At 45.0% G+C, this 24,551-nt stretch carries 19 protein-coding genes and 1 pseudogene; 2 read left to right on the forward strand and 18 right to left on the reverse strand.

Going from position 1 to position 24,551, the window contains the following annotated elements:
* The 3 genes from wzx to GSO_RS09495 form a co-directional block, all read right to left on the reverse strand.
* Nucleotides 1–1,077, reverse strand: a 1,077-nt coding sequence (gene wzx / locus GSO_RS09485; protein WP_010491508.1) for an O-unit flippase-like protein, incomplete at its 3' end; no start/stop codon positions are given.
* A gap of 14 nt (nucleotides 1,078–1,091) precedes the next feature.
* The gene (locus GSO_RS09490; RefSeq protein WP_029345574.1) at nucleotides 1,092–2,228 is read right to left on the reverse strand and encodes a glycosyltransferase; all 1,137 of its coding nucleotides are present in this window, start codon (nucleotides 2,226–2,228) and stop codon (nucleotides 1,092–1,094) included.
* A gap of 43 nt (nucleotides 2,229–2,271) precedes the next feature.
* Complete coding sequence (locus GSO_RS09495; protein WP_010491511.1) at nucleotides 2,272–3,237, reverse strand: glycosyltransferase family 2 protein; 966 nt, start codon at nucleotides 3,235–3,237, stop codon at nucleotides 2,272–2,274.
* Nucleotides 3,238–3,681: 444 nt separating this feature from the next.
* On the opposite strand from GSO_RS09495, the gene GSO_RS09500 reads away from it, so the two are divergent.
* Nucleotides 3,682–5,364 carry a putative glycosyltransferase family protein gene (locus GSO_RS09500; RefSeq protein WP_010491513.1) on the forward strand — a complete coding sequence of 561 codons (1,683 nt, stop codon included), beginning with the start codon at nucleotides 3,682–3,684 and terminating at the stop codon, nucleotides 5,362–5,364.
* Between the two features lie 109 nt (nucleotides 5,365–5,473).
* Here the strand turns inward: GSO_RS09500 and GSO_RS09505 are convergent, their stop codons facing one another.
* The 3 genes from GSO_RS09505 to GSO_RS09515 form a co-directional block, all read right to left on the reverse strand.
* A complete protein-coding gene (locus GSO_RS09505) occupies nucleotides 5,474–7,207 on the reverse strand; it encodes a putative glycosyltransferase family protein (RefSeq protein WP_225358785.1) in 1,734 nt (577 codons plus the stop codon).
* A 211-nt stretch (nucleotides 7,208–7,418) separates the two neighbouring features.
* Entirely contained in the window at nucleotides 7,419–9,491 is a 2,073-nt protein-coding gene (locus GSO_RS09510; protein ID WP_010491518.1) for a GW dipeptide domain-containing protein, read from the reverse strand.
* Nucleotides 9,492–9,622: 131 nt separating this feature from the next.
* Entirely contained in the window at nucleotides 9,623–11,110 is a 1,488-nt protein-coding gene (locus tag GSO_RS09515) for a glycosyltransferase family 39 protein (RefSeq protein ID WP_029345576.1), read from the reverse strand.
* A 250-nt stretch (nucleotides 11,111–11,360) separates the two neighbouring features.
* Between GSO_RS09515 and GSO_RS15870 the strand changes: the two are divergent.
* Nucleotides 11,361–12,400: pseudogene (locus tag GSO_RS15870) on the forward strand (acyltransferase family protein).
* A gap of 69 nt (nucleotides 12,401–12,469) precedes the next feature.
* On the opposite strand, the gene GSO_RS09525 reads toward GSO_RS15870, so the two are convergent.
* The 12 genes from GSO_RS09525 to GSO_RS09585 all read right to left on the reverse strand — a co-directional run bounded on the left by GSO_RS09525 (nucleotide 12,470) and on the right by GSO_RS09585 (nucleotide 24,538).
* Nucleotides 12,470–13,477: a glycosyltransferase family 2 protein gene (locus GSO_RS09525; RefSeq protein ID WP_010491522.1), complete on the reverse strand. Its 1,008-nt coding sequence runs from the start codon at nucleotides 13,475–13,477 to the stop codon at nucleotides 12,470–12,472.
* A gap of 74 nt (nucleotides 13,478–13,551) precedes the next feature.
* Entirely contained in the window at nucleotides 13,552–14,694 is a 1,143-nt protein-coding gene (gene wecB, locus GSO_RS09530) for a non-hydrolyzing UDP-N-acetylglucosamine 2-epimerase (protein WP_010491524.1), read from the reverse strand.
* A 138-nt stretch (nucleotides 14,695–14,832) separates the two neighbouring features.
* Nucleotides 14,833–15,714 carry a hypothetical protein gene (locus GSO_RS09535; protein ID WP_010491526.1) on the reverse strand — a complete coding sequence of 294 codons (882 nt, stop codon included), beginning with the start codon at nucleotides 15,712–15,714 and terminating at the stop codon, nucleotides 14,833–14,835.
* A gap of 231 nt (nucleotides 15,715–15,945) precedes the next feature.
* The gene (locus tag GSO_RS09540) at nucleotides 15,946–17,346 is read right to left on the reverse strand and encodes a sugar transferase (RefSeq protein ID WP_010491528.1); all 1,401 of its coding nucleotides are present in this window, start codon (nucleotides 17,344–17,346) and stop codon (nucleotides 15,946–15,948) included.
* 127 nt (nucleotides 17,347–17,473) lie between these two features.
* Nucleotides 17,474–18,214: a glycosyltransferase family 32 protein gene (locus GSO_RS09545; protein WP_010491530.1), complete on the reverse strand. Its 741-nt coding sequence runs from the start codon at nucleotides 18,212–18,214 to the stop codon at nucleotides 17,474–17,476.
* 21 nt (nucleotides 18,215–18,235) lie between these two features.
* Nucleotides 18,236–18,991: a glycosyltransferase family 2 protein gene (locus GSO_RS09550; protein WP_010491532.1), complete on the reverse strand. Its 756-nt coding sequence runs from the start codon at nucleotides 18,989–18,991 to the stop codon at nucleotides 18,236–18,238.
* Between the two features lie 83 nt (nucleotides 18,992–19,074).
* Nucleotides 19,075–20,010, reverse strand: a complete 936-nt coding sequence (locus GSO_RS09555; protein WP_010491534.1) for an NAD-dependent epimerase/dehydratase family protein — start codon at nucleotides 20,008–20,010, stop codon at nucleotides 19,075–19,077.
* A gap of 238 nt (nucleotides 20,011–20,248) precedes the next feature.
* Nucleotides 20,249–20,911, reverse strand: a complete 663-nt coding sequence (locus GSO_RS09560; protein ID WP_010491536.1) for an amino acid ABC transporter permease — start codon at nucleotides 20,909–20,911, stop codon at nucleotides 20,249–20,251.
* 15 nt (nucleotides 20,912–20,926) lie between these two features.
* Nucleotides 20,927–21,571, reverse strand: a complete 645-nt coding sequence (locus GSO_RS09565; RefSeq protein ID WP_010491538.1) for an amino acid ABC transporter permease — start codon at nucleotides 21,569–21,571, stop codon at nucleotides 20,927–20,929.
* 1 nt (nucleotide 21,572) lies between these two features.
* The gene (locus GSO_RS09570) at nucleotides 21,573–22,397 is read right to left on the reverse strand and encodes a glutamate ABC transporter substrate-binding protein (RefSeq protein ID WP_010491540.1); all 825 of its coding nucleotides are present in this window, start codon (nucleotides 22,395–22,397) and stop codon (nucleotides 21,573–21,575) included.
* Nucleotides 22,398–22,448: 51 nt separating this feature from the next.
* Nucleotides 22,449–23,186 carry an amino acid ABC transporter ATP-binding protein gene (locus GSO_RS09575; protein ID WP_029345577.1) on the reverse strand — a complete coding sequence of 246 codons (738 nt, stop codon included), beginning with the start codon at nucleotides 23,184–23,186 and terminating at the stop codon, nucleotides 22,449–22,451.
* Between the two features lie 362 nt (nucleotides 23,187–23,548).
* The gene (locus GSO_RS09585) at nucleotides 23,549–24,538 is read right to left on the reverse strand and encodes a DUF6681 family protein (protein WP_010491545.1); all 990 of its coding nucleotides are present in this window, start codon (nucleotides 24,536–24,538) and stop codon (nucleotides 23,549–23,551) included.
* Nucleotides 24,539–24,551 lie beyond the last annotated feature (13 nt).

Here is a 24,551-nt window from a genome sequence, read left to right on the forward strand (position 1 = left end):
CTTTATCAACTTCAGTAGCGGGAAGATCACTAACAATGTTCCAACAGAGGCAATGCCAAAAAGCCAAACATAAGCAGCGACTGCTTTCGATGTTTTCTCTCGGATCGAATCAAAATCCTGCTTAACAAAGTTTGATTGCAAAATCGGATTATATGCCCCGTTGATTGCCGAAGAAGCTGTTCCGATAGCCGAAGCAAACTGGACGCCGACCGAATAGACACCTGTCACCGACAGCGGCAAGAACGCACCTGCCATTAGTGACATACCTTGGGAAGTGACATAATTCGACATGCTGACCAATCCGTCGCGCCAAGTGTTCGGCCAAATGAACAGAAAAATTTCTTTAATTTCGTGCCAGTTCATTGGCGATTTAAGCTCTTGGCGATGAGCCCGCACCTCATCATCCTGCCAGTAAAAATGACTGCAGATTGTTCGAAAAATAATGCCATACATAACCAAGCCAATGACCGGAGATAAAATCGACGGATAGACTAGAAAGCCACCAAAAGTCAGCAGAATTTGTAGCGAGCGAGAAAATACTTGTGCTTTGTTGACTGAGTCGATCTTGCCGGAACCACGAAGCAACGCCGAAAAGTAACCGAAATACAAATTAAGGAAAAGCGAGAAACAGAACACCAGCCAAGTCCACTTATATTCGGCGGCAGGTAATTTACTAAACACAAAAGCGTTCATGTAGATCGTGCCGAAGATGCCGACTAAGACAACAGCAACAATCGCCAGAATCATGTAAATAGCCCTAGCAGCGTGAATTGTCGAAGCCAGCAAGTGGTAGTTCACGACTGTGTGATCATGTTCCTTATCAACTCCGCGCGATTTTAATGTTTTCGCACCAGACCAAATATACGCAATATTGCGGGCAAATGCTGGGTCAAATCCAAAATCAAACAACGCGATGAGACCGTTGATACTTAAAATTAAATACCAATAGCCAATCTCTTGAGGATTAAGGAAATGAAAGATGATCGGCAGTAGGAGAAAATTGCTTGCCATCGAAAAAATGGTCCCCGCATAACTCCATACAATACTTTTTCTGGTCACTTCAAACCGATTTGGCAACTCGTTTCCTCATTTCACTTAGTTTCAAAACTTGCATAAATATGGCATAACCGCTGTTGCATCAATGGCCACGCGAACTCTTTTTGATATATTTTATGCATTAGATCGGCTTCTTTGGCCCAGTCCTGACGCTTGTCAATCAGTTGCTGGAGGCCAGCACCAATGCTCTTCTCAGAGGTTCCACAAACAGCCCCAAAACCATACTTGGTTAACCAATTTGACATGCCGGATTTTTCGACCATTAATAGCGGCTTGCCGAGTTCCATAGCTTCAAAGAATTTATTCGGGGAAGCATAAAGATGATTCTTAAGCACCGGATCATAGAGCGCGACCAAAATGTCCGCCGTTTTCTCGATGCCATTCACCTTTTCATAGGGCACAACACCTAAATAGTCAATTCGCGATGAACGTTTTGCGGCATCAGCAAACATCTCCTGATATTGACCCTGGCCGGCCACAGTTAAAGATAATGCCGGATTCGCCTCAACTGCGCCTAATAGTTCTGGCAGGCACCTATACGGACTTAATCCGCCAATATAGACAATTTTAAAATTCTTTTGCGTCGGATCAAATTTTTCGGCATCCTCGGCAACAGGACTATCTAACGGTGAATTATAGATCACTGCCAAATTTTTCGGCTTGGCCGGTTCAATTTGGCGGCGGCGATCCTCCGAACAGATTAACGTCCAGTCGGCTGTCGCCATCGCCACATTTTCCCAGTGAACGACCATCTTGCGATACCACCCCGGATAGTTTCGCGTGTCAGGCGCATAGTCAAAGATATCATAAACAAATTTAGTTTTGGTCTTCGCTACGACCTTGGCCGTCACATAGCCCGTATGCACATTACATGCCTGAACCGCGTCATACTCGCGTAAATGCTTACGAAGCCAATGATACAAAAAGGCCTCAAACCGCATAAATGCAAAAACCTTAAAATATTTAAAAGAATACGACAGCTTGATGCCTGTGAAGATCGCCTTCAGACGCTGACCATCGAATTCAAAGGTATCTGTGGTCATTCGGCCATGCGGATCTTCGCGCCAGCCAAGAATCGTGACGTCATGCCCGGCAGCTTGCAGCGCCGCACTCTCCTTTAACAATCTTGAATCATCATCTACGTGTCCGGTCGACACAAACAATATCTTCATGGTTCCTCCTGATCCGTTCACTTCATTTCCCCGCAGCATCAGACTAATAAAAGTATTTTAACAAAAACGGGAAAACATCCAATACTCTGAATTTATATAGCAATATTTTGACCATCAATTTTTTGTCGTGGTTGAATGATAGCAGTTGTTTCCATGAATACTGCTTCATTTTTTCGCGAATGTGCTTCTTAACCCATGGATCCTGTGCTTCGGCAAGATTTTGAAAATAAATCGACAGCCGCCTGCGGAGTATGTACTCATCAACATCGTTCTTAGGAGCTGTGCCATTTGAACGAAGTCGCTGTTCAACCAAATCCATAACCTTAGCATAATCTGTCAGTTTGTCTGCCCTGATTTTATGCACAATGGAATTGGCATGCTGATAGTAATCATACAAAGTTTCACGTAATCGGTAAATATACTTGGCACGAAACAAAATCGGGACAAAAAAAGCCATATCTTCGGCAGCTTTAAAATCAGGGAAACGATCTGCTCCAATTAGACTCCTTGCAAAGATCTTGTTATGCGGAAAGCCTCCAATCGGATCATGCGCTCCAGTCAGCATTTCATGGAGAACCGCAGCTAAATCGGCCTTCTGCGCAGTCTTTGGTGCTTGATCGTCAGGTGAAGCAGTATCCTGCTCAGATAATGAACGATAGTCAAAAATCAGCAGGTCAAAATCAATGTCATTGATGACTTTTAGAATTCTATTGATGGCGTTGGGCCGAAGTGCATCATCAGCGTCCACAAACCAGATATATTGACCGTGGGCCCGTTCAAGACCAGCATTACGCGCAAATGCGACACCGCCATGGGCTTCATCAATCAGTGAACTATTCGTGTGACTTTCATGGTAACGCTGAAGCAGCCTAGCACTATTATCGGTAGAACCATTATTAACGAGCACAACTTCCACGCTTGGCGGAATTGTACCTAAACTTTTAAAAAGGCGCGGTAAATACGCTTCACTATTAAATACCGGAATGACGATACTCAGTTGGTAGTTCATACTGCCCTCCGTTGATTGTTCTAGCGTCTTTGGGTTGATGACCGTGTGACTGGCATTAGGCAGACCCCATAGTGTCAAATGACGCCATAAAAATAAAGCCGTGTACACTGGCAGTAACGACACTGCCAAAATAGCTCGTGACTTTCCCGAGCATTATACCACAGGTTAGCATCCCTTCTTAGACAAACTTGCTGTCTTCGTCTCACCCAATGATTTTTAACGGTATTCGCATGAAAACACTCTCGTCTTCAAGTTGAACTCTCCTTAAACCAAACAGTGATTATGGTAAAATGGCCTAGTCGTATGATTGATAGCGGGCGAAGATCCATCAGACTAGTTATACATAATGTGATTTCCACGGCCGGATTCGTCGCAGAGTCCATCAATAGTATCTTTGTCCTACATTTAGAAAACACTTTACATAATAAGGGGTTACCTTCAGTCATGACAACTCGTAGTAGTCGGCTAATCAAAAGCCTCATCATCTTATTGATCCTATCATTGATCAGCCTGTTCAACGTACTACCAATTTTAAGGCTTGATTTTTCAACGGCCTTTTTGGGTGATGATTTTTCTTTCCACGTTGAAAGAGTCTTAGCACTAAGCAACATATTTCAAAGCCCGGTCAATTTCAATACGTTCGGGCATGCTGCTAGTTTGGCTAATGTGTTCTATCCTTGGGAAACCGTCTATCCCCTCCATCTCATCTATTCAGCAACTAGCGATTTTATTTTCAGCTATAAACTATTCTACTTTCTTTTGACATTGATCACAGCTTTGTTAGCTTATTGGTGCATCTTCAAAATATCCAAAGATACCTTCAGTGCCCTGTGTTTTGCCACGCTCTATATTTTCTCATTCTATCGAATCTCAAACTTCTTCATTCGTGCTGCGCTAGGTGAAGTTGTCAGTATGACTTTTCTGCCGCTAGTTTTGTTGGGACTCTATTACATTCTTTTCGAAAACTTTAAGAAGTGGCGCATCCTTACGATTGGCATGGCACTGATTGGTTATTCTCACGCCCTGTCATTATTTTTTACAAGCGCATTCGTTCTCATTGCCGCGGTTGTGATGACTGGATTTATCGATGCCAAAACCAAACGACTGATGAGTCTGCTTAAAGCGGGCTTTTGGGCCATCCTGCTATGCTCGCCGTATTTGGTTTTGGTAGCGAATACTTCTTCAAAAAACGATCTTTATATGATTTGGACCCAACCGTTAAAGGGACTGCCGCTTTGGCAATGGCTTAGTAACTCACTAAGCAACCAAATGTATCCAAATCCTGACGTCAGAAGTAGCCTTGGCGCGTCCGTTGTTCTTGCGCTAGTGATAGCTTTAATTATCTTTGTACTGTTTAAAAGAGCACGTACACCTTTTAATACATTTTGCTTGTTTAGTGGCATGGGAAGCATGTTACTGACGTCATCTATCTTCCCTTGGGCACTCGCAAACCAAACGCTTTTCAGCAAAATCCAGTTTGTCTGGCGTTTAAACACCTATACGTCACTCCTGATCCTAGTTAGCTTCAGTCTCTTGCTTGGGACGGTCATTCCCAAGGCGTCGGTGACCTTAAAACCAATTTTACTTTTAGGACTTACGGTTGCTTTGATCATCAGTAGCAGTAGTTCATTGACCACTTTTGCCAAGAACAAGGCTGAGAAGACACAGCGCGACCCAGATATTGCTAAGACGGTAAGAAATGTCTTTTATGGCGATTACGCCCCCAAGCAGGTTACCAACCAAAAGAATCTGCAGCAAGTTCTCCAAAAAAGATATTTCTTGAATGGCCGGCCAATTCAGCCGAGCGTCAAGTATACGGACAGCGTTTATACAATAAAGGCGACAAATAAAACTGGCCAAGAAGCTACGTTAAAAGTGCCCGCATTTTGGTATTCATGCCAAACTGTCACCGTCAATAATCAACCTGCGCCTTCAAGAATCTCGGCAGCAGGTACGACACTTCTCAACATTCCAAACGGCAAGTCAACCATTACCATTTCGTACGATTACCCGAAACTTCTCTTAGTATTTATTTTAATTGCAGTCTTGAGTCTGATTTTTCTATGCATGTCTAGCCTTTACGTCAGAAATGCTGTTGGTCGGTATTTCTCCGTGGAAAAGCAATAACCCAAGATTAAAGATTAATCTTATGACATTCAAATTCGTTTATAACAAATGCCTAGGAGTGTGGCGCGTCTCCTAGGCATTTGTTAATTAATCGTTTTTTGATGTCTGGTTATTTCCTTGTGCAGTGCCCTTTTAGCTTGAACCCGCCATAAACCAAAAGATAACCAACCGTTAACACATTGATAATGGCTGCAACCCAAAATAACTTAGATGGTTCGTACCCCACTGTGACCGTATTCTTGCCTTCACGTGCTGGGATGATCAGCGTACCGATGTCACTACGTTTATATTGGGAAGGATCTAGCCGCTGACCATTTAATCTGACTGTCGAGTGTTTATAGACAATAACCGGCACAAGCGTCTGCTTTTGCCTCTTTGACTGCCAGCTAAGTACGAGTTGATTTTCTTTATTAACTGTTTTCTTAACGTTTAACGGATTATGTAGAATTTGCTTTTTGTAAGAATTGTATGAATAGCTAGTATCCTGGACATTCTTTGGCACAGGTAAATAATCCGAAGTATTCTTGGTAACGGCACTAAAGACATGAGACTCATCATATGCATGGTCAAATATTTCTCGAATCTCTGCTTGCGTTCGCACCGTCGTTTCACCCGCAACTGCCACTTGGTCGCCTTTCCAAGCAACTGCTTTCTCGTTGACCCACGTGTATCCGTTAACTAAATTCAAGCAAGCCACTCCAAGAAAAACAGATGTTATTAACTTTGACTTTTGGAAATCAGCTTTTGGTTCAAATTTCTGAATGGATAAAGTTGCTCCTAAAATCACCATGGTGAACGCAACAACATTAAAACGTTGCGGAAATTGAACTGTCTGAAGTATTTGAAAATGCTCTGCAAGAAAATTCCACGGGAAGAACGCCGAACTCAGCCACAAAAAAAACAGTCCATCAAGGTTAATAAGCCTTTCCACAGTGGTTAACTGTTTCCAACTTAAGCAGGCAAAAACCAGCTGGAAAACGATGATCACTGAAAAAATCAGGCCAAAGTCAAGCCGTGTCATGTTTCCCAACGATAATCTTGAAGCACTACCGAGCAGATCAGCGACTCGGTAAGGCATGACGAGATGTTCACTACGTAAGTCCAAAATAGCCGCCAATGTTGCCGCGTTTAATCCAATGGCAATGGCAACAGCTCCAGATGCATCGAGAATAGTTCGCCAACGATTCTTAGCCAGATACAATCCTGGAATAAAGAAGACGACAGCACTTAGAACGTACAACAATGCTGTAAAGTTTTGGACGGCCATCAAAACCGCAGCGGATAAACCGAACAAAACCGGATTGATTGGTTTGCGGTGATTCACAACCATTCGGATCAATGGAATCGTTGTCAGGGGTAACAGTGCAGCGCCCCATCCTCTAAGGGCTGAATCCGTGACATAAAAGATGACCAAAGGTGTTCCCATATATAAAACAGCCGCCCCAAAGGCCAACTGACGCTTAACCTGACAGTAGCGGGTCAAATAATACATGCCACTACCAGCCGTAAACAGGCAGAGAAAACTGGATATTATCTCTGCCCTGAACCAGGTTTTCACGAAAACTAAAATCAATCCGTGCAGGTAGGCAAACACACTCCCATAAACAGCATTGACGATACGTCCGGATTGGCGAAACGAGTACAACGATTGGAAAAAATTGAATTTACCGGTTTTAATTTGCATGGCGGCTTCATAGAACCGATTCCAGTGAAATTCCCAGTCATCCCCAACTGCCAAAGCATGATAAGTAAGTTGGGGCGCCAAAACAACCAATGCCATGACAGCAATCCCCAAAAGCCACATCAGATCAGGCTTCCAATCCCGCTTTATTTCTCTCTTCACGTTTTTCTCCTTCTGTTCCTTGTCTATCCCTTATAATTTTTATAATTTTCTCCACAAAATGACCACCTGAATATTTTACACGTTTTTGCCAAGATGCACCATCGTTGCTTCGTCCTATCAATGAAAAAAACCCTGCACTCACTAGCTGACGAAGCGGGCTAGCAAATACAAGGCTTCGAGAGATATTTTTGTTCGTTAATAAAGATCGGGACTATTTAACGGTTAAGCCGCCTTTATCAATCCAATAGACATGTCCATCAGTAAACTGAACTTTGACATAGGTTCCGCGATCGGTCTTTTGTTCAACCGAAGCATGAACTTTTTGACCGTCGTATTGTTTGGCATTATCGTTACCGACAAGTGTGCTGATGCTGGTATGATACGGTCCATCACTGTAAAGACCATCTACACGGTCCTTTTGATTGATCGTTGCATCATAATTAACATTATTCGTTGAAAGAATCGGACTTAATGACGAGAAGCTTGTAAGAGCGAGTTTATCCGTCCAGTAAGTCTGGCCGTTTGCTAAACGAATCTGTACATATGTCGAATGCGTTGAACGAGAAGTCGTTGCTTCGGTAAGCACTTGAACCAACTGACCGTTTAATGACTTAGCATTGTCATTACCGATTGCGGTTGTAGCTGAGGTGTGATAAGGACCGTTTGCATACAACCCGTCAGCACGATGACTTTGATCAACGATAGCAAGATAGCTTACGGATTTCTTAAGAAGAATCTTGTCATACCCTGAATTATCGCCGGTTTGAAAACCACGCTTATCAATCCAGAAGGTCTGTCCATCAGCTAAACGTACCTGGGCATAAGTCGTGCCGCCAGCTCTGCTGGTAGTGGCTTCAGCAATAACCTGAACCTTTTGGCCGTCATACTTAGTTGCATCACTATTACCGCCAGATGTTGCGGCAGAGGTATGGTACGGGCCGGCGGTATAAATACCATCGCCGCGACCTTGTTGCTGAATTGTGGCCGGATAGTCCACTGTCTGTTGCGAAACAATGCTGTCAAACGAAAATTGTGCGGTACCATTCTTATCAATCCAGAAAACTTTGCCCTCCTGAGCCTTAACTTGCAAATAAGTGCCACGCGATGTAACCGCCTCAGCCTGAACGTGGACATTCTGATTGTTGTAATTGACACCATTGAAGTTAGAAATAGCAGTTGAAGCACTGGTATGATACGGTGCATCGAAATAAATGCCATCTTTGCGAGTATCCTGATTAACAATGGTGACATCATAGCTGACGGATTTGTTTGACAAAATCGGGTCATAAGAAGGTGCTGGCGGAGTAGCTGCATTCGGTTGCGTAAACAGACCCGTGTAATCAACTGAAACATCGACTGGTTTAGATGCTCCAGGCAAATACGCTAATGAAGAATACTGCCATGCACCAAAATCTTGATTCCACATCGAGTTAGCGCTCGGCGTATACGGATAGTCCGCAACCCATGTCCGGTTCTTACCGACTGTCCCAATGGCAGCATTCGAGTAAGTATAATACTTACCGGTATACAATACATGATGCGTATAACCGCGCTGATTAAGTGTCTGCCAGAATGCATTTAAACTCGCCCCGACATCCCCACTTACATCGGAACCTTCGACATCGGCAACAACATTGACTTCTTTACCGACATTCAGCTTATCAAGTGTATTGGCAAAAAAATTAGCTTCAGCCACTGCTTCGGCACTTGAACCGAAGTGGCTATAGTGGTAAGCCGAAACAGTCATGCCCGCGTTACGCGCATATTGAATCTGCGATGCCGCAAATGGATTTTGATAAGACGTACCTTCTGAGGCTTTAACAACGGCACCTCTGACGCCCAACGAATGGAGGGTATTAAAACTGTCTTGATTCATCCACCCTTGATAAGAGGCGACATCTACAACATCTGTTCGTGGAACTGATTGATCCCCAATGGTAAAGCTCATCATTGTCTGTGCTTTGGCTGCAAACGCCTGCACATTCGATTGCGGTGCTGCCTGTAATGTTGCTCCCGCAGCTTGTGCACTTGAAAATGACCGCACACCTGCTGTCGTATTGGCACTGGGAACAGTAGTATTACCAAAATTAGAATGTTCGTTCATATCGTGAAACGATACGGTTTGGTCCTGACTCGTTTGACTGGTTTGGGCGCTTCCAGCTGTACCTTCATCAGCCGCAGATACCGGTGTCCCCAAAACAAGCTGCGAAAACAGAATTGACGACGCAATCGCCGCAGATGTCCAAAATAACTTATTCTTCATTTTTTTCTCCTTTTTCCCCATAAGTAAACTCCTCCTCAACTTTTTAAACTTTATAACAGGCTCATTATACATGGAGATCAACCGCTTTTAAAGAAACAAAATGATGACAAATTACCATGTCATTTATATGACAGGCGTCTGAGCATCTTGGATCAGCGGGAATCCTTGGACGAATCAAGTGTAAACATTTTTTCCTGCAAGGTTGTGAGCCATCCATAAATTGTCGGTACTGCCAATAAGAACAGGACATAATACAATTCAAATCGGTACCGTGCCTGAGTTTCCATGAAGATATAGGCAAAGAAGAACATGCCGAAAACGACCGCTGGCAAGAGGTAACTGGTGCGACTCGTTACCCATTTTTCGGTTATAACCCGTTTGAAGGTTCCAAGAACCGTTCCACTATAGACGACCATGCCGGCAAAATTCAATGATGAAATCAGGACCGGGTGCCGATTCATAAATTGCTCATTGCCCCCGAGATAATACTGATTATCGACATTGCCAATAAAGCCGGTAAAACGATTCATGATGTCCTGCAAGTTCACGCCATGTATCAAGACATTCTTCAGTTTTTCCGCAGCTGCCTGTTTATAGAGGGCATAATTAAAATGGTATTCTTTCAAATCATAGTAAAGTTGGGTCTTGCGTGCACTGGTCGTATATTTTCCGCTCACGCCTTTTCCTGTCAGTCCAATCAGAAATTTAAAATACGGATTGCCGACCTTAATACCGTACGGAGCCACTCCCGAGAGAATAAATAACTTGTTGGTAATCCAGCCCAGACCCCAACAAGTCACTATAAAAGCCGCGGTTTCAAGCAAACGCTGTCGGCTCTTTTGCTGAATCGTCTGAATCATGAGGGTCACAATAATCGCAGCTGCAACCACGACTGCTGTTGGCCGCAACACCTGAGCAATCGCAATGCAGACTGCAGCGATTAACAAATTCGGCCAAGACCGGCGCTTCAGAATAAAATAAATGGCCAGTGCCTCTAGCAGCAGACCCTCATGCTGATTATTGATGATGCCTACGCCGATAAACACGTATGGGAAAAGCGTGAATACTCCCGCCCCAAAAACGGACCGATGGACATCACAAAATAATCTAAATGTTTTATATAGTACAAGCGTTGTCGCTGTCATAACAAGCATTTCAATTATTTTAAAAAACAGCAGCCGATCACCAAACAGCCGCATGATGAGCGATAGATAATAAGCGTAACCAATCTGGAAATTATAATATCTAAAATAGTTATCAGGCTGGGCCGCCTGGCTTTTAAATGTGCCATCGACAATATCCCGAGCACCCTCCAACAAAACTTTATAATCGCTGACTGGAACCGGTCGAAAGACAAAGTTCCAGAAACTAAAAAAAACGAGGGCGAGCACGGTCAATAGCAACAACGCCTGACGATCTGAGAGCTTCAGCAAGCTTAGTTTAAAGAGCAAAAACAAACCGATCAGAACGCCCATACTCCCTAAAACAAAAGCAGGCGTCTCCCAACTAGCTCCTTGGATAACCTGTATTTTAAAAAGGCACAGCAAACAAAAAGCAAAAACCGCAACAAGCAGATATCTTCCCAGCTTATTGATCAGCCTGTCAGCACCTTCTAGTAGCATCATTGTGCGTTGTCTCATTCTCTAGTTATTCCCCTTTTACTTTATTTTTCTTCCCCTCTGACCAGCAAAGTCCGTTACCAATTGCATGTAAAAATCGTTGATAGGACTATAACGCAAGTCGTTTCACGATTAAGCTTTAAAGAACATCCGTCACTGAATGCGGTACCATACAGCCAATTTCAAGTAAAACGGTTTCGAAACAATGAATATCTCATGTTATACTGAATGATGAAATTGTAGCGATTCAGTTAACGGAGGAACGTTTGCGTTGGATCTTATTCTATTACCATTCATCGGTTTTTTATTTGCTAGTATACGTCCAAGTCAGAACCTTGAAGAAGGCCACCTGGGAAAAAGTGCCACTAACAACCTAAAAGGCATCAGCATCATCTTTATCATTCTGCATCACATCAATCAAGAGCTCAATGGTGTTAGCGGTACTTTCTTTGCTTCGCGACTAACCATGGCTGGTCGACTCGGCGTTGCCATTTTCTTTTTTGTCTCCGGTTACGGTATTATGCGGCAGTATCAGATCAAGGGACCATCTTACTTAAAGAACTTCCTGCCCCATCGTCTGCTGCCCATTATTTTACTTTATCTTCTAGCAATGCTGCTTATCTTCCCGATCAAACACCAGCTGATGGGACTGACTTTTAGCCAAGCTGCCATTTCGATGACTAATGGCGCGCCGTTCGTGAATGACAGTTGGTTTGTTTTAGCAATTATTTTTTTCTACTTTGCATTTTGGCTCGGTATGCAAATCTCGCGTGGTCACTCGCTACCATTATTTGCCATTTTGTTTTTATTGACCGGTCTTTACACGGTTTATATTTGGGATAAAGGCATGGGCGAATGGTTAGTCAACGCAGCCTTTGTCTTTCCGACTGGTGTCCTCTTTGCTTTTTATGAAGACCGCTTCATACCGCTTATCCGTCGTTTCTATTTGCCGATCATGTTAGGGACGCTGACGGCATTTGCGCTTTTCTTTACTCTAGATGAAATGCATAATCAGTTAAGGTTCCGATTCTTTAGCGAAATCTTCTTCGCTTGGCCGTCATGATGGTCAGCTATCGCGTTGAGTTTTCGAGCAAGCTCTTTTTAATCAGCAGCGCATGGTCGTTAAACCTGTATCTGTATCATCCCTTCATCGCCAGCTGGTTACATACGATTCCCGCGATTGGTGCCCATAGCGTCGTCTACTCAATCATGGTGATCTTATTAAGCTATTTCGTTGCCGGAATCATTGCCTATGTACAAGTTACCATCAAACAACTGAGGTCCAAACGACTGGCATCAAGAAGTGCTTGATAAGTAAGCAAGCAGAAGCCATTCAGGCCGACTTATGGCCTTTTTATTTTGCTCGTTTTAAAAAACAGTTTATGGTTTCCGCTGCTTTTCAACATCTTTGTCTGCTTTTGGCTGCTTAGATGGTTCATCATGCCAAGTCTGATCACTGATAATAAACCGCGGGCGATGCTTGGTTTCCAGATACGTTTTCCCCACGTATTCACCGATCACGCCTAAACTGAGCAGCTGAATGCCGCCCAAAAATGAAACAATGCAAACAATTGAAGCCCAGCCAGCAACAGTAGCACCCTTAATTGCCATGATGACAGCCCAGATCGTACCGATGAAGCCTAAGATACTGACAACGGCACCCAGTTCGGCGATAAATACGATCGGCTTGATTGACAGACTCGTAACGCCATTAATCGCTAAGGCAATCATTTTTGACAGTGGGTAATGGCTCTTACCTGCCAAACGTTCGTGCCTTTCATAATAGACTGACGTACTTTTAAAACCAACAAGCGGGAACATGCCGCGCAGGAAGAGATTGACTTCCTTAAAATCGGCTAAATGTTGCAACACCTTGCTACTGGCCAACCGATAATCAGCATGATTGTAAACAACATCCACTCCCATCACCCGCAAGAACCGATAAAAAGCCTGGGCACTGACGCGTTTAAACCACGAATCGCTTTTGCGGTCTGAGCGAACGCCATAAACAATCTCACAACCGTCTGCGTACGCTGCCAGCATATCTGTCATCGCGTTAAGATCGTCCTGACCATCAGCATCAATAGAAATTGTCACATCAGCGCGATCTTTAGCGACCATCAGTCCGGCTAAAACCGCGTTCTGATGCCCGCGATTGCGACTTTGTTGAATCCCTAAATAATGCGGATCCGTTTGGGCAAATTTTTGAATTAATGACCAAGTTTGATCTTTTGAGCCATCGTCTACAAACAGAACCCGGCTATTTGCCGCGATCTTTTGCGTTTCGATAAATTCAGAAAGCTTGGCCAGAAATCGTGGTGCCGTGATAGGTAAGACTTTTTCTTCGTTGTAACAAGGAATCACGATCCACAACACCGGAAGTGCCATCTTATATACCCCCTTGACACACGCTCGCCACCACAAGAATCTGTGGTGGCGAGTATGACATGCATGTAACTCATTTACTTGAACGGTGCTGGTCGCGTTTCACGTTTTCCGAATTCATACAAAATCGCATCTAAAATCCGCTGCGACGCATGGCCATCGCCATATGGATTCTTGGCATCTGCCATGCGTTGGTATTCCGCATGATCATCCAGCAACTGCAACATCGCCGTTTTAACCGTCTGCGGATCGGTGCCGACCAACTTCAGGGTCCCAGCTTGAACCCCCTCTGGCCGCTCGGTAGTGTCGCGTAACACCAAAACCGGCTTGCCCAACGAAGGGGCTTCTTCCTGCACTCCACCGGAATCGGTCATGATGAAATAGCTGCGCGCGGCTAAGTTATGGAAGTCGACCACGTCCAGCGGTTCAATCAGATGAATCCGTTGGTGATGCCCTAAAATCGAATCGGCTGCTTCCTGAACCACCGGATTTAAATGCACGGGGTAAATGATCTCGATATCCGGATGGCTTTCAACCACATCCCGCATCACTTTGAAGACGCGGCGCATTGGCTCGCCTTGATTCTCCCGGCGATGCATGGTGACTAGAATCATTTTCTTGTTGGGATCAATCAAGTCCAAAACCTCGTGATGATAATCATCCTGGACGGTTTGATCGAGCGCATCAATCGCCGTGTTGCCGGTCACAAAGATCTGCTTGTCAGGATGATGTTCTTGTAACAAATTCGCGCGACTCTGAGCTGTCGGTGCAAAATACAGATCACTCAAAACATCGGTTAACTGGCGATTCATTTCTTCCGGATACGGGCTGTACTTGTTCCAAGTACGCAGCCCCGCTTCGACGTGACCGACTTTGGTTTGTTGATAAAAGGCCGAAATACTAGCCGCAAATGTCGTGGTCGTATCGCCATGAACTAGCACAATATCTGGCTCTTCCTTGGCAATGATCTGTCCAAGCTTTAACAAAACATTGCTGGTAATATCCGCCAATGTTTGGCGTGATTTCATGATGTTCAAGTCGTAGCTTGGCTGAATATGGAAAATTGTCAACACCTGATCCAACATTTCGCGATGCTGGCCGGTAACCACAGTGACCTCCTCAAACTCATCACTACGCCGTTTAAGTCCCAGAACCACCGGCGCCATTTTAATTGCTTCCGGTCGGGTTCCGAATACCGTCATAACTTTGATCTTTGCCAAGTTGGCACCTCACTCTTTTTCTTAATTAAAAACCGTCGCTAGACTGCGACAAATATTTTTAAACTCAGAAAAAAGTATAACAGATTATCGAGTTGGAATCTAAGCTACCTGAACCATCGGCTCTAACAGCTCGCAATACTAGCGGGTTGCTGTGCCTACTTGAATTGTATGCATCGGTTCGAGTCCAGAAATCATATACAAAGCATTGCCTTCTGTCCACGTAATTTGATTTTGTCGAGTGTTCGCATCCGTCACAGCTAAATCGACCGTCCCGTGTGTATCAGGTACTGGCAAGGCATTTTTGGCGAACCATGCGACTGCCTGCTTGGCAAGCGGCAGCGGATCTTCACCGTTAACAGCAGTGGCTTTAACAGTCACAGTCCAACGACCCTCATTCCAAGTCAGATAAGATGATCCGGCTGCGCCTTGACTCGCGGCATAAATACCATCTCCAATGGCGACTTGGCGCAATCCCTGCGTCGCTCGTGCTGGGGCCACTTGTGCCTGTGCGTCAGCTGCACTCGCATACGTTTTCTTCTGAATTGCCAGCTCGGCATTGATATTCTGCAAAGTTGGATCGTTATACGGTAACGCTGACTGCCCTGGGCTGAAGAAAATCGAATAATTCGCTTGATCACCAGTTGCAAAGATATTTAAATGCTGTGAGTTTGCAACCGGGTATGAAGCAGGCCACTTGGCATTTGGAATCTGGTTAAATACAGCTTGTTTCAGTGTTGCCAATCTCTGGTCATTTGACGTTGTACCACTCGAGGCCGCTGTTGCAGCTTTTTGCCCAGTCTGACTGGTAGTTGAAGCAGCAGTCTGACTACTCGATTGCGCGGAACTTTGACTTGCGCTAGTCTTCCCATTAGACTTTTTTGCTGATGCTTTTTTGGCCTTATGACTTGTTTGGCTGGTCTTAACAGATTCTTTTTGGCTGGTACTGCTTTGATTACTTTGCCCGCAACCCGCAGCAAAGATCAACAACAACACCGGTAATACTAACAGCGTCTTCTTCATTTAAAACGCCTCCCCCTTAATATAACTTAAGTATATGCTTTAATTATAAATAGTTCACTTAATTGACGCACCTACTGGCGGGGGGAGCAAGTTATTAAGAAATTCGTTAAACATTTGAACGTATGCAAAAATCGGCTCCGGAATGACAAGCCTGTCTTCCCGGAACCGATTCATCCGAATATATGACTGGTCCAATAGCCGTTAAACGGCCGAGACACCGGATTTATGCCACTATGACAAGTGAGTGATGTCCTGCTGAACCACCAAGTCATGCAACTTCTGACGTTCCGGTTCCGTGTCTTCCTCAAGTCCCTGCGAGGAAACCTTGTCAAATAAGACCTTAATGGTTTGTAGCAAAATACGGGCATCTAGAAAAATGCTGTAAGTCTTGATATACAGCAGATCAAACTTCAATTTACTGTGGTAGTCGGAAGCGTATTTGCCATAAACCTGCGCGTAACCAGTAATCCCGGCGCGAACATTATGACGCAGATAGTAATGCGGTTCCTGTTGGTTAAACTGATTGACGAAATACGGACGTTCTGGACGAGGCCCAACGATGGACATGTCTCCTTTTAAAACATTAAAAATCTGCGGCAATTCATCCAATCGGAACTTGCGTAAATATTTGCCAACAGGGGTAATCCGCGAATCATGTGCTTTAGCTAACACTGGGCCAGACTTCGCCTCAGCAGTTGCCGACATCGTGCGAAACTTCAAAATCTTAAATTCTTTTTGGTTCAGCGTAATCCGCGTCTGCTTATAAATCACCGGACCGGGCGAGGTTAATTTCACCAATAAAGCCGTGATCAACATAAAAGGTGATGCAACGATTAGCATTAACAAGGCAACGACAATGTCAAAAATTCGTTTAAGAACGGCACTTTCCGGCTTAATGCGAAATTGTGTGATGCCCATGACACTTTCATCTTCAAAATTCATCAAGTTTGGTCGCAGCATCATCAAGTTATCAAACGTTGATGGTAACAGGATGGTCTTTTCTTTTTTAATGATGATATCGATGATTTCCCGCCGTTGTTCATCCGGTAAGCTCTTGGTAAGGTAAAAAATATCCACCTTATCAATAATCTTTTTGGCGTTCTCAACAAAGTGATCTGAGATAACGTAGGTTACTTTATGTTTGTTGTTCTTAGCAGAATGGAAGTTCTCCAAAACAGCAGGTAATTCATGTTCATACGAAAGCACGGCCACCTTGTAGTTACTCGTAAAGTGGATGTACATGTAATATATGAAAACGCGCCAAATACCAAGAATCAGAATACTAAGCACAAACGAATATGCAAGCACCAGTCTTGGAAATGCAAAGAACCGTCCCATGAACGTGATCATGGTTAATCCCGATATGGTAATCGTCTGGGCCAATACCGTATTGAAAATAATGTCACTGATTCGCCGATTATAGTAAACGTAGACGCCTAAGAAAAAGTTAACGAACAGAAAGAGCAGCGAAATGTAAATCGCCGAACCTTCATACATCTTAAAGTTCCATTCGGGAATCTCCGCACCAAACCGCCAGTAAAAGGCGAGCAATATACTTAAATTAAAAAGACCGACATCGCCGATCATCGTCAACAGTCGTTTAAGACCGTTCCATTCGGCACTTTGTTTCATACAGCAACCCTCTCAGTAAATATCTTTGGTTGAAAACAGCTCACTCATTATAGCATATGTTCGGTATTTGTCTGCTGCCGTGAACAGCGATTGGCAAGGCACCTGCGCCGAAACGAATGGTGCAACATCATCGTTGATAAGGAATGCCATCTCGTTCAGCGCTTTTAATCCCACGCCGCGCAGAAATGTCCGCCCACCAATAAGGAAACAGCACTTTAAAGAGATGCTTTAGCCGACCACGTAAGCCAGCATTGGCACTTCCCCAAGAATTATCGAAGAGATGTTCCATGTAGTTAGCATCTTGATTCCGACTTGCATATGTAAAATAATCACGCGGATAAACGATGATCCCCGATTCCAACTCTTGACGCTGACCATTCATCCTAAAATCAGGATAAAGTCGCATCAGAATTTTTGTCACAACCGGATTACTGGTCATTTTCTGCATATCATCCTGCAAATCAGGGAATTTCCGTCCAGCATAGACATCTAAAATTTCGGCTAGCAGCGGTGTTTTGGCTTCAGCGCCGATAAATGATGTCAAAATACTATTATCGTACTGAAAACCCCAAACCATCTTGTGATCCAAAAACGGCGCAAGATCCTTCTTGATAATCATATCGGTGTCAAGATAAAATCCGCCATACTGATACAAGACAGCGTATCGCAATTCATCCGCAGCATAGCCAAGTTTGCCTGCTTGGTACATTTTTTCAGAAAAGGCATATTTTTTCAAATCAAAGTTTTTGTCATTCCAAAACTTAAATTCCCAGTCCGGCAGCTTCTCTTTCCACTCCTGAACCCGATCCTCGATAAACGATGGCGGTGTGCTGCCAAACCAGGCATAATGAATAATCTTAGGTATCATAGGCTTCCCCCTCTTTAAATGTCAGCGTTTGTCGGTAATACCCATCAGTGAATAATGCAAAAAGTAATATAAACTTTTAAAAATATTGAGATGTTCATGCTGCCGATAAATCGTCCATGTCCACTGAGCCGCCTGCAATTTGTTTGAACTCAGCGATGTCTGATGCTTCCGATATTGAGCCAAGATTCGGTCAGACGCAAGGTAGGCAAGCGTTCCGCCACGGGCAATCGACAACCAGCAAGCGTAATCTTCATGATTTATTTTAGGAAATGGATACTTTTGGGCAATTTCCCGAGTCAACATGACGGTCAATAGTCCGATCCGATTGCCTTTTAGCATCTCGTGGTAATCCAGACGGGCTTCAGAAATCTTACGCTCGCCGATTTTCGTGCCATGATCATCCACCACATCGTACGAGCAATAAGAGAAGGCTGCTTGATGCTGCTGCATAAATGCGACCTGAAGCTTTAATTTATCGGGAAGCCACAAATCATCGCTGTCCAAAAAAGCAACGTACTGCCCCTCAGCATGTGCCACACCAACATTGCGGGCATTGGCAACGCCTTGATTATCGTCAAGGTGAACAAACCGGATTCGACTGTCGCTAGACGCTAACTGTTGACCGACTTCAGCCGTCTGATCAGTCGAATCATCGTCAATAATGAGCAATTCAAAATCTTTAAAAGTCTGGTCTAAAACTGACTGCACGGTCTTCGGAAGATACGCTGCAGCATTGTAAGCTGGCATCACAACGGAAACTACTGGTGTCTTAACCAAAATATCTCTCCTACAAGCATAAATTAAAGCAAACAACACGAAAAATGACCAGCCATCCGTTACGCGATGACCGATCAATCTTCCTATTGAACCGACGCCACATACTTCGCCAGCCCTTCAGCAAGCGGCGTATGGGTCATGAAATCAAACTGATCTAGCTTAGCTGTTTGGGCATACGAATCGCGAATGTCACCTAAACGTGGCGCCTTGTGGGTGGCGTGGAGCGTTTTGCCAGTGAGCTTTTCGAGTTCCTTAGCCACTTGGTTTAAAGTTGTTTGCTTGCCGTTTGCCACGTTGAAGACATCATCGCGCGCGCTTGGCGTTTCTAGCAAACCGCGAATGGCATGCACCACGTCGCCAACGTAGATGAAGTCGCGAGTTTGTTCACCGTCACCGAAGAACGTGAAGGGTTTGTCCCCCTTCAAGGCGTCCATCATAATTGACAGAACACCGCTGTACGGCGATTTTGGATTTTGCTTTGGCCCGTAGACATTGAAAAAGCGGGTGCAGACCATTGGCATATCGTATAACCGCCCGTAGTTTAAGACTGCGCGTTCGGTTGCAAACTTGTCGACCGCATATTGAGTCAGCGGTTTGACCGCCATGTCCTCTTTCTTTGGCAGTTCAGGCGAATCGCCATAAACAGCGGCTGAACTGGCAAAGAAAAGTTTCTTATAGGCAATCTTTTGTGTCCGCAAGGTTTCAATGATATTTAAATTGGCTTCCTGGTTAACCTGGTGGGTTGCGTATGGCCGCTCAACGGAATCGGCAACACTGGCAATGGCGGCCAACAGCACGATGTAATCGAACTGGCCTTCCATCAGAAGTTGGGACATGAAGGCATGATCGGTGATGCTATGTTCATAAAATGTAATCCGGCTGGAATCAGGAATATTGGTTCGCAAGCCCATCGATAAATCATCGACAATGGTGATCGTATTATCAGGATCCGTTAACAACAGCTCGGTTAAATTGGATCCGATAAACCCGGCGCCACCGGTCACTAAGTAACTACTCAAGATAATTTCCTCCGTCTTGCTGGTTTTATTTCTCTCCTATGGTATCACAGCCGCGCCCGAACCACCGCAGCTTATACCAAATGTTAGGAAAATGATAAGAACCATTCCAAATGGCACCCTGCTTGCCAATACCGCACACGCAACATTTGAATCCGTCCCCATATACTAAATCGACTCTGGCAGTACACATTGATGTGCTGTCAGAGTCGATTTTGGTGATATTCACCTGCTTAAAAACCTAGTTCGACTGCACCAATCGCCGATCCAACCAGCGACTTGCCAACGACAAGGCGTAGTTGACAACGAAGTACATCACAGCCAAGGCGACAAACATGGGAATCATGTAGTTAATGTTCTGCCCATATATGATTTGCGCGTGGTACGTCGCTTCTGGCAACAGGATAATCGTGGCTAGTGACGTGTCTTTGACCAGTGAGATGAACTGGCTGACAATCGGCGGAATCATTTTCTTAAGCGCCTGAGGCATGATGATGTAGCGCATCGCCTGATAAAATGTCAGGCCATTGCTGCGGGCTGCTTCCATTTGCCCGCGCGGGACGGCGTTGATGCCGGATCGGACGATTTCGGCCAACATCGCCGATTCGAAAATGCTCATCGCCACAATGGCTGCAATGATGACGTTCAGGCGAATGCCGATTTCCGGCAACGCAAAGTAGGTGAAGAACAAGATCAGCAGCAGTGGCAAATTCCGAATCACATCAATAACAAAGCCGACAATCGCGGAAAAATATTTAATGTTGACATAACGTGCTAAGCCTAAAATCACCCCGAGAACGAAGCTGAAGAAGATGGAGGCTACGGAAACTTCCAAGGTCACGCCTAATCCCTGAAGCAGGTAGCGTAAATTAATCCAAGAATACGCGTCGATAAAATTATGCATCAGTCCTGCTCCTTTCTATGCGGTAACCCATTTTTTCTCAAGATAACGCATCAGATAACTTAACGGCATGGTCAAGATGAGATAAAGGATTCCGACGATCAGGTAAGTATCAAACGTCGAAAAGGTCGTTGCCGCAATGAGTTTGCCTTGATACATCAGATCGAAGCCGGCAACGAAGGCCAGTACCGAGCTGTTCTTTACCAAGTTAATAAACTGATTGCCCAGCGGCGGGATCACTATTTTGAATGCCTGCGGGAAAATGATCTGTGTCATCGCTTGGGTGTAGCTCATCCCGATACTGCGGGCGCCTTCCATTTGACCGCTGGGAACGGCTTCGATCCCTGCGCGCACGGTTTCGGCAATAAACGCACTCGTATAGATCAACAGGCCAATCGTGCCGGCGGTGAAGCCATCGATTTTGACGATAAAATGCGGCACGATCACGTAGAAGGCTAACGTGATGACCAGCAGTGGAATGTTTCGCACCACCTCGACATAAATTCTGCCGATGATGCGCAGCGCCTTGAACGGGGAAATTTCCATTAAGGCAAACAGGGTGCCGATGATCAGACTGCCAATCAATGCAAGAATACTGGCCGCCAAGGTATAGCCAAGTCCGGAAAGAAAGGTGTTCCAGTTATTGGTAAGAATTGACCACATATCATTCCACCTCCTTAAGACTGAACCCTGGCACATCGCCAAACCACTTTTTAATTAACTTGGCATAAGTACCGTTTTGCTTGAGTTGTTTGATCGCCTTATTGACTGCCTTGACAAACGGCCGCTGCCCTTTGTTGATGGCAATCCCATAAGGTTCCTTGGTAAAGGTGCCACCAGTGACAATGTAACGGTTGTCTTGTTCCGACATTCCGTACAAAATCCCGTTATCAGTAGTAAGCGCATCCCCTTGCCCGGACTTCAAAGCGGTAAATGCTTGTGCATAATCGGCCAGCTGAAGCACGGTTGTCTCCGGCGCGGCTTTTTTGACGTTGTCGACGGAGTTGGAACCCTGCACGCCAATGACCTTCGTCCCTCTCTTCAGGTCCTTCACGGTTTTAATAGGACTGCCTTTTTTAACCAAAAGACTTTGGCCGGCATTAAAATAAACATCGGAAAAATCCAGAATCTTCTGACGCTCCGGAGTAATCGTCATGGTAGCAATCACCGCGTCAACGTTGCCGCCTTTGAGCATCGGTACCCGCGTGTCACTGGTCACTTGAACCAGCTGAGCGTTCCCCTTCTTGCCTAAAATCTGTTTGGTCACGGCTTTGGCCATATCAACGTCAAAGCCTTCGATTTTATCGGTTTTAATATTCATCAAACCAAAAAGTCGGGTGTCGGCTTTAACGCCCCACACAATGGTATTGGTCGCCTTGGCATGGCTCAAAATATCCCGATCTGCGACACTTTTCCCGCAACTGCTAAGCGGTATCATCATTAACAACAACACCAGCGGCAGGAGCATGCGTTTCCACATCTTTTTCATCTAACACACCTGCTTTCATAAAGTATCCCATCCGTAACTGGTCTTGTTGGGCTAATGATTGATGATCTTACTGATAAATTCCTTGGCCCGCGGTTCTTGCGGATCATCGAAGAATTGGTCGACATCGCTGGAGTCGACCAGAATCTGGCCATCATCCATGAAAACAATCCGGTTGCCGACGTGGCGGGCAAAGCCCATTTCGTGCGTCACTACGACCATCGTCATCCCTTGCTCGGCAATCTTTTGCATGACATCCAGCACGTCACCGATCATTTCCGGGTCCAGCGCACTGGTCGGTTCGTCGAATAAAATGGCTTTCGGCTTCATGGCAAGACTACGGGCAATTGCAACACGCTGCTGCTGACCACCGGATAACTCACCGGGAAAACTGTCCGCCTTGCTTTCCAGTCCGACCATCTTAAGCAAATCGCGGGCTTCCTGTTCAACTTCGGCTTTATCACGCTTCAGCACGAGATCCGGCCCGAGCGTGACATTTTGCAACACGTTCTTGTTGGCATACAGATTAAAATGCTGAAAAACCATGCCGACATTCTTACGGATACGGTTCATATCGGTTTTCTTGTCGGCTAAATCAAAGTCATTGACAATCAGCTGGCCGGACGTAATCCGCTCAAGCCCATTGATGCAGCGCAACAAGGTGCTTTTACCAGACCCGGAAGGCCCGATTATCGTGACCACCTCACCACGATCGACTGTTAGATTAATATTTTTTAATGCTTGGAATTTGCCAAAATACTTGTTAACGTCATGAAATTCAATCATTGACATTTTGGAGGACCTCCTTGGGTTCACTAGCTCTTATCATGGATTTTACATAGAAAACTAATGATGCGCAAATATTTCTTTTAAAAAGTGAGCATTTATTCGGTGGAAAAAACGAAAAATGCCGGTTTTTGGGACTTTTGCGGATGGAACCGCGATGTGGGAATTTGGTGTGCAGATATTGCAGAAACGGATGGCTTGTTTCTCAGCACGAAGAAAAGGCTTTCGCACGCAAGCTAATATTTTATCTGTAATCACAAACAAAGCCAAGCAAAAAGCCGCGGCATTTCACATTGACTGATCGTCAACGTGAAATACCGTGACTTGCTGACACTATTTTCGTATGGAAAGTGATACCGTGTCACTCCTTATTTCTGATGCCTTCGACTTTCCCGGGTTGGAAATTGCTCGGACGCTTGTTGCTCCAGCTTGGTCGTCGCATCGTCATCAAGCGCGTGGCGTCCTTCTCTAGTCTCCTGCGGTGCTTCTGGCTGACGACCCGCCACTGGATGCGTGTCAGTGTCTACCTTTTCTTGAGACGCTGCTGGCGACTTATCCTGATAAGCCAGCTGCACTGTCAGGCTGTATGGCTGCGATTCTTTACGCAATCCACTGCGACCCAATAACTTCTGCTCGCCGCCAATCAGAAAAACGTTGGCCGCCACCAGATGATAGTCCTGCGCCGCTTTTTCAACCGGCAACAAGCCCACCCGCTCAACAGTTGCGATGGGTTTGGCCGTCAGCGCGTTTAAGCCACCGGTAATAATCAGCTGATCGTTGACATGTTGCAAATCAAAAAACGGCAACGGATAGGGTGCGCCAATAGCGAGAACCGGTTTCTGCGTCTCCTGCGCAACCCGTTCAATCGCTTTGTCGTCCAAGCCCTGATAATTCAAGCTCAAAACGCCTTGCTTAACCAAACTGGCAACCAACGCATCAAGATTCGCTTGTTGGTCATCGGTTAGCGTAACATCGGCCGTCAGCAGTTGCTCTTGAGAAAACACGCCATTAGCCGGTGCCGCGCCTAATTGCGTTTTTAGCTCATTTTCAACAGCGGTTTTCTTTGCACCATTGCTGCCCAGCCATTTTTCAACAGTTGGCGAAATATCGAATCGCGTTGTTTTGTTCGTAAAATAATACAGGAAGTTCAATGCAATAAAATACAAAAAGACAACAAACGCCAGCAGGAACAACGCCCCGCGGATCCGAAAATCCGGATAACGCAGGTTTTCAATCGCAACATAGAGCAAGTAAAAATTAGCGAAAAATGCCACCCACGTGAAGGCCTTACCTTTGGGTTTATCGGCAATGTTAAAGTAGCCCAGCACGCGGTTGATAATATCAATAACAGTTAACATGATTTCATCCTTT

Source organism: Lacticaseibacillus zeae DSM 20178 = KCTC 3804, assembly GCF_000260435.1.
Lineage (GTDB): Bacteria > Bacillota > Bacilli > Lactobacillales > Lactobacillaceae > Lacticaseibacillus > Lacticaseibacillus zeae.

What these genes read in the sequence shown, in the direction of transcription:
- GSO_RS09495 (WP_010491511.1), bottom strand. Translation starts at nt 3,237, where the DNA reads ATGAACTACCAACTGAGTATCGTCATTCCGGTATTTAATAGTGAAGCG.
- GSO_RS09490 (WP_029345574.1), bottom strand. Translation starts at nt 2,228, where the DNA reads ATGAAGATATTGTTTGTGTCGACCGGACACGTAGATGATGATTCAAGA.
- GSO_RS09525 (WP_010491522.1), bottom strand. Translation starts at nt 13,477, where the DNA reads ATGGCACTTCCGGTGTTGTGGATCGTGATTCCTTGTTACAACGAAGAA.
- GSO_RS09565 (WP_010491538.1), bottom strand. Translation starts at nt 21,571, where the DNA reads ATGTGGTCAATTCTTACCAATAACTGGAACACCTTTCTTTCCGGACTT.
- GSO_RS09560 (WP_010491536.1), bottom strand. Translation starts at nt 20,911, where the DNA reads ATGCATAATTTTATCGACGCGTATTCTTGGATTAATTTACGCTACCTG.
- GSO_RS09585 (WP_010491545.1), bottom strand. Translation starts at nt 24,538, where the DNA reads ATGTTAACTGTTATTGATATTATCAACCGCGTGCTGGGCTACTTTAAC.
- GSO_RS09515 (WP_029345576.1), bottom strand. Translation starts at nt 11,110, where the DNA reads ATGAGACAACGCACAATGATGCTACTAGAAGGTGCTGACAGGCTGATC.
- GSO_RS09510 (WP_010491518.1), bottom strand. Translation starts at nt 9,491, where the DNA reads ATGGGGAAAAAGGAGAAAAAAATGAAGAATAAGTTATTTTGGACATCT.
- GSO_RS09570 (WP_010491540.1), bottom strand. Translation starts at nt 22,397, where the DNA reads ATGAAAAAGATGTGGAAACGCATGCTCCTGCCGCTGGTGTTGTTGTTA.
- GSO_RS09540 (WP_010491528.1), bottom strand. Translation starts at nt 17,346, where the DNA reads ATGAAACAAAGTGCCGAATGGAACGGTCTTAAACGACTGTTGACGATG.
- GSO_RS09545 (WP_010491530.1), bottom strand. Translation starts at nt 18,214, where the DNA reads ATGATACCTAAGATTATTCATTATGCCTGGTTTGGCAGCACACCGCCA.
- GSO_RS09575 (WP_029345577.1), bottom strand. Translation starts at nt 23,186, where the DNA reads ATGTCAATGATTGAATTTCATGACGTTAACAAGTATTTTGGCAAATTC.
- GSO_RS09500 (WP_010491513.1), top strand. Translation starts at nt 3,682, where the DNA reads ATGACAACTCGTAGTAGTCGGCTAATCAAAAGCCTCATCATCTTATTG.
- GSO_RS09535 (WP_010491526.1), bottom strand. Translation starts at nt 15,714, where the DNA reads ATGAAGAAGACGCTGTTAGTATTACCGGTGTTGTTGTTGATCTTTGCT.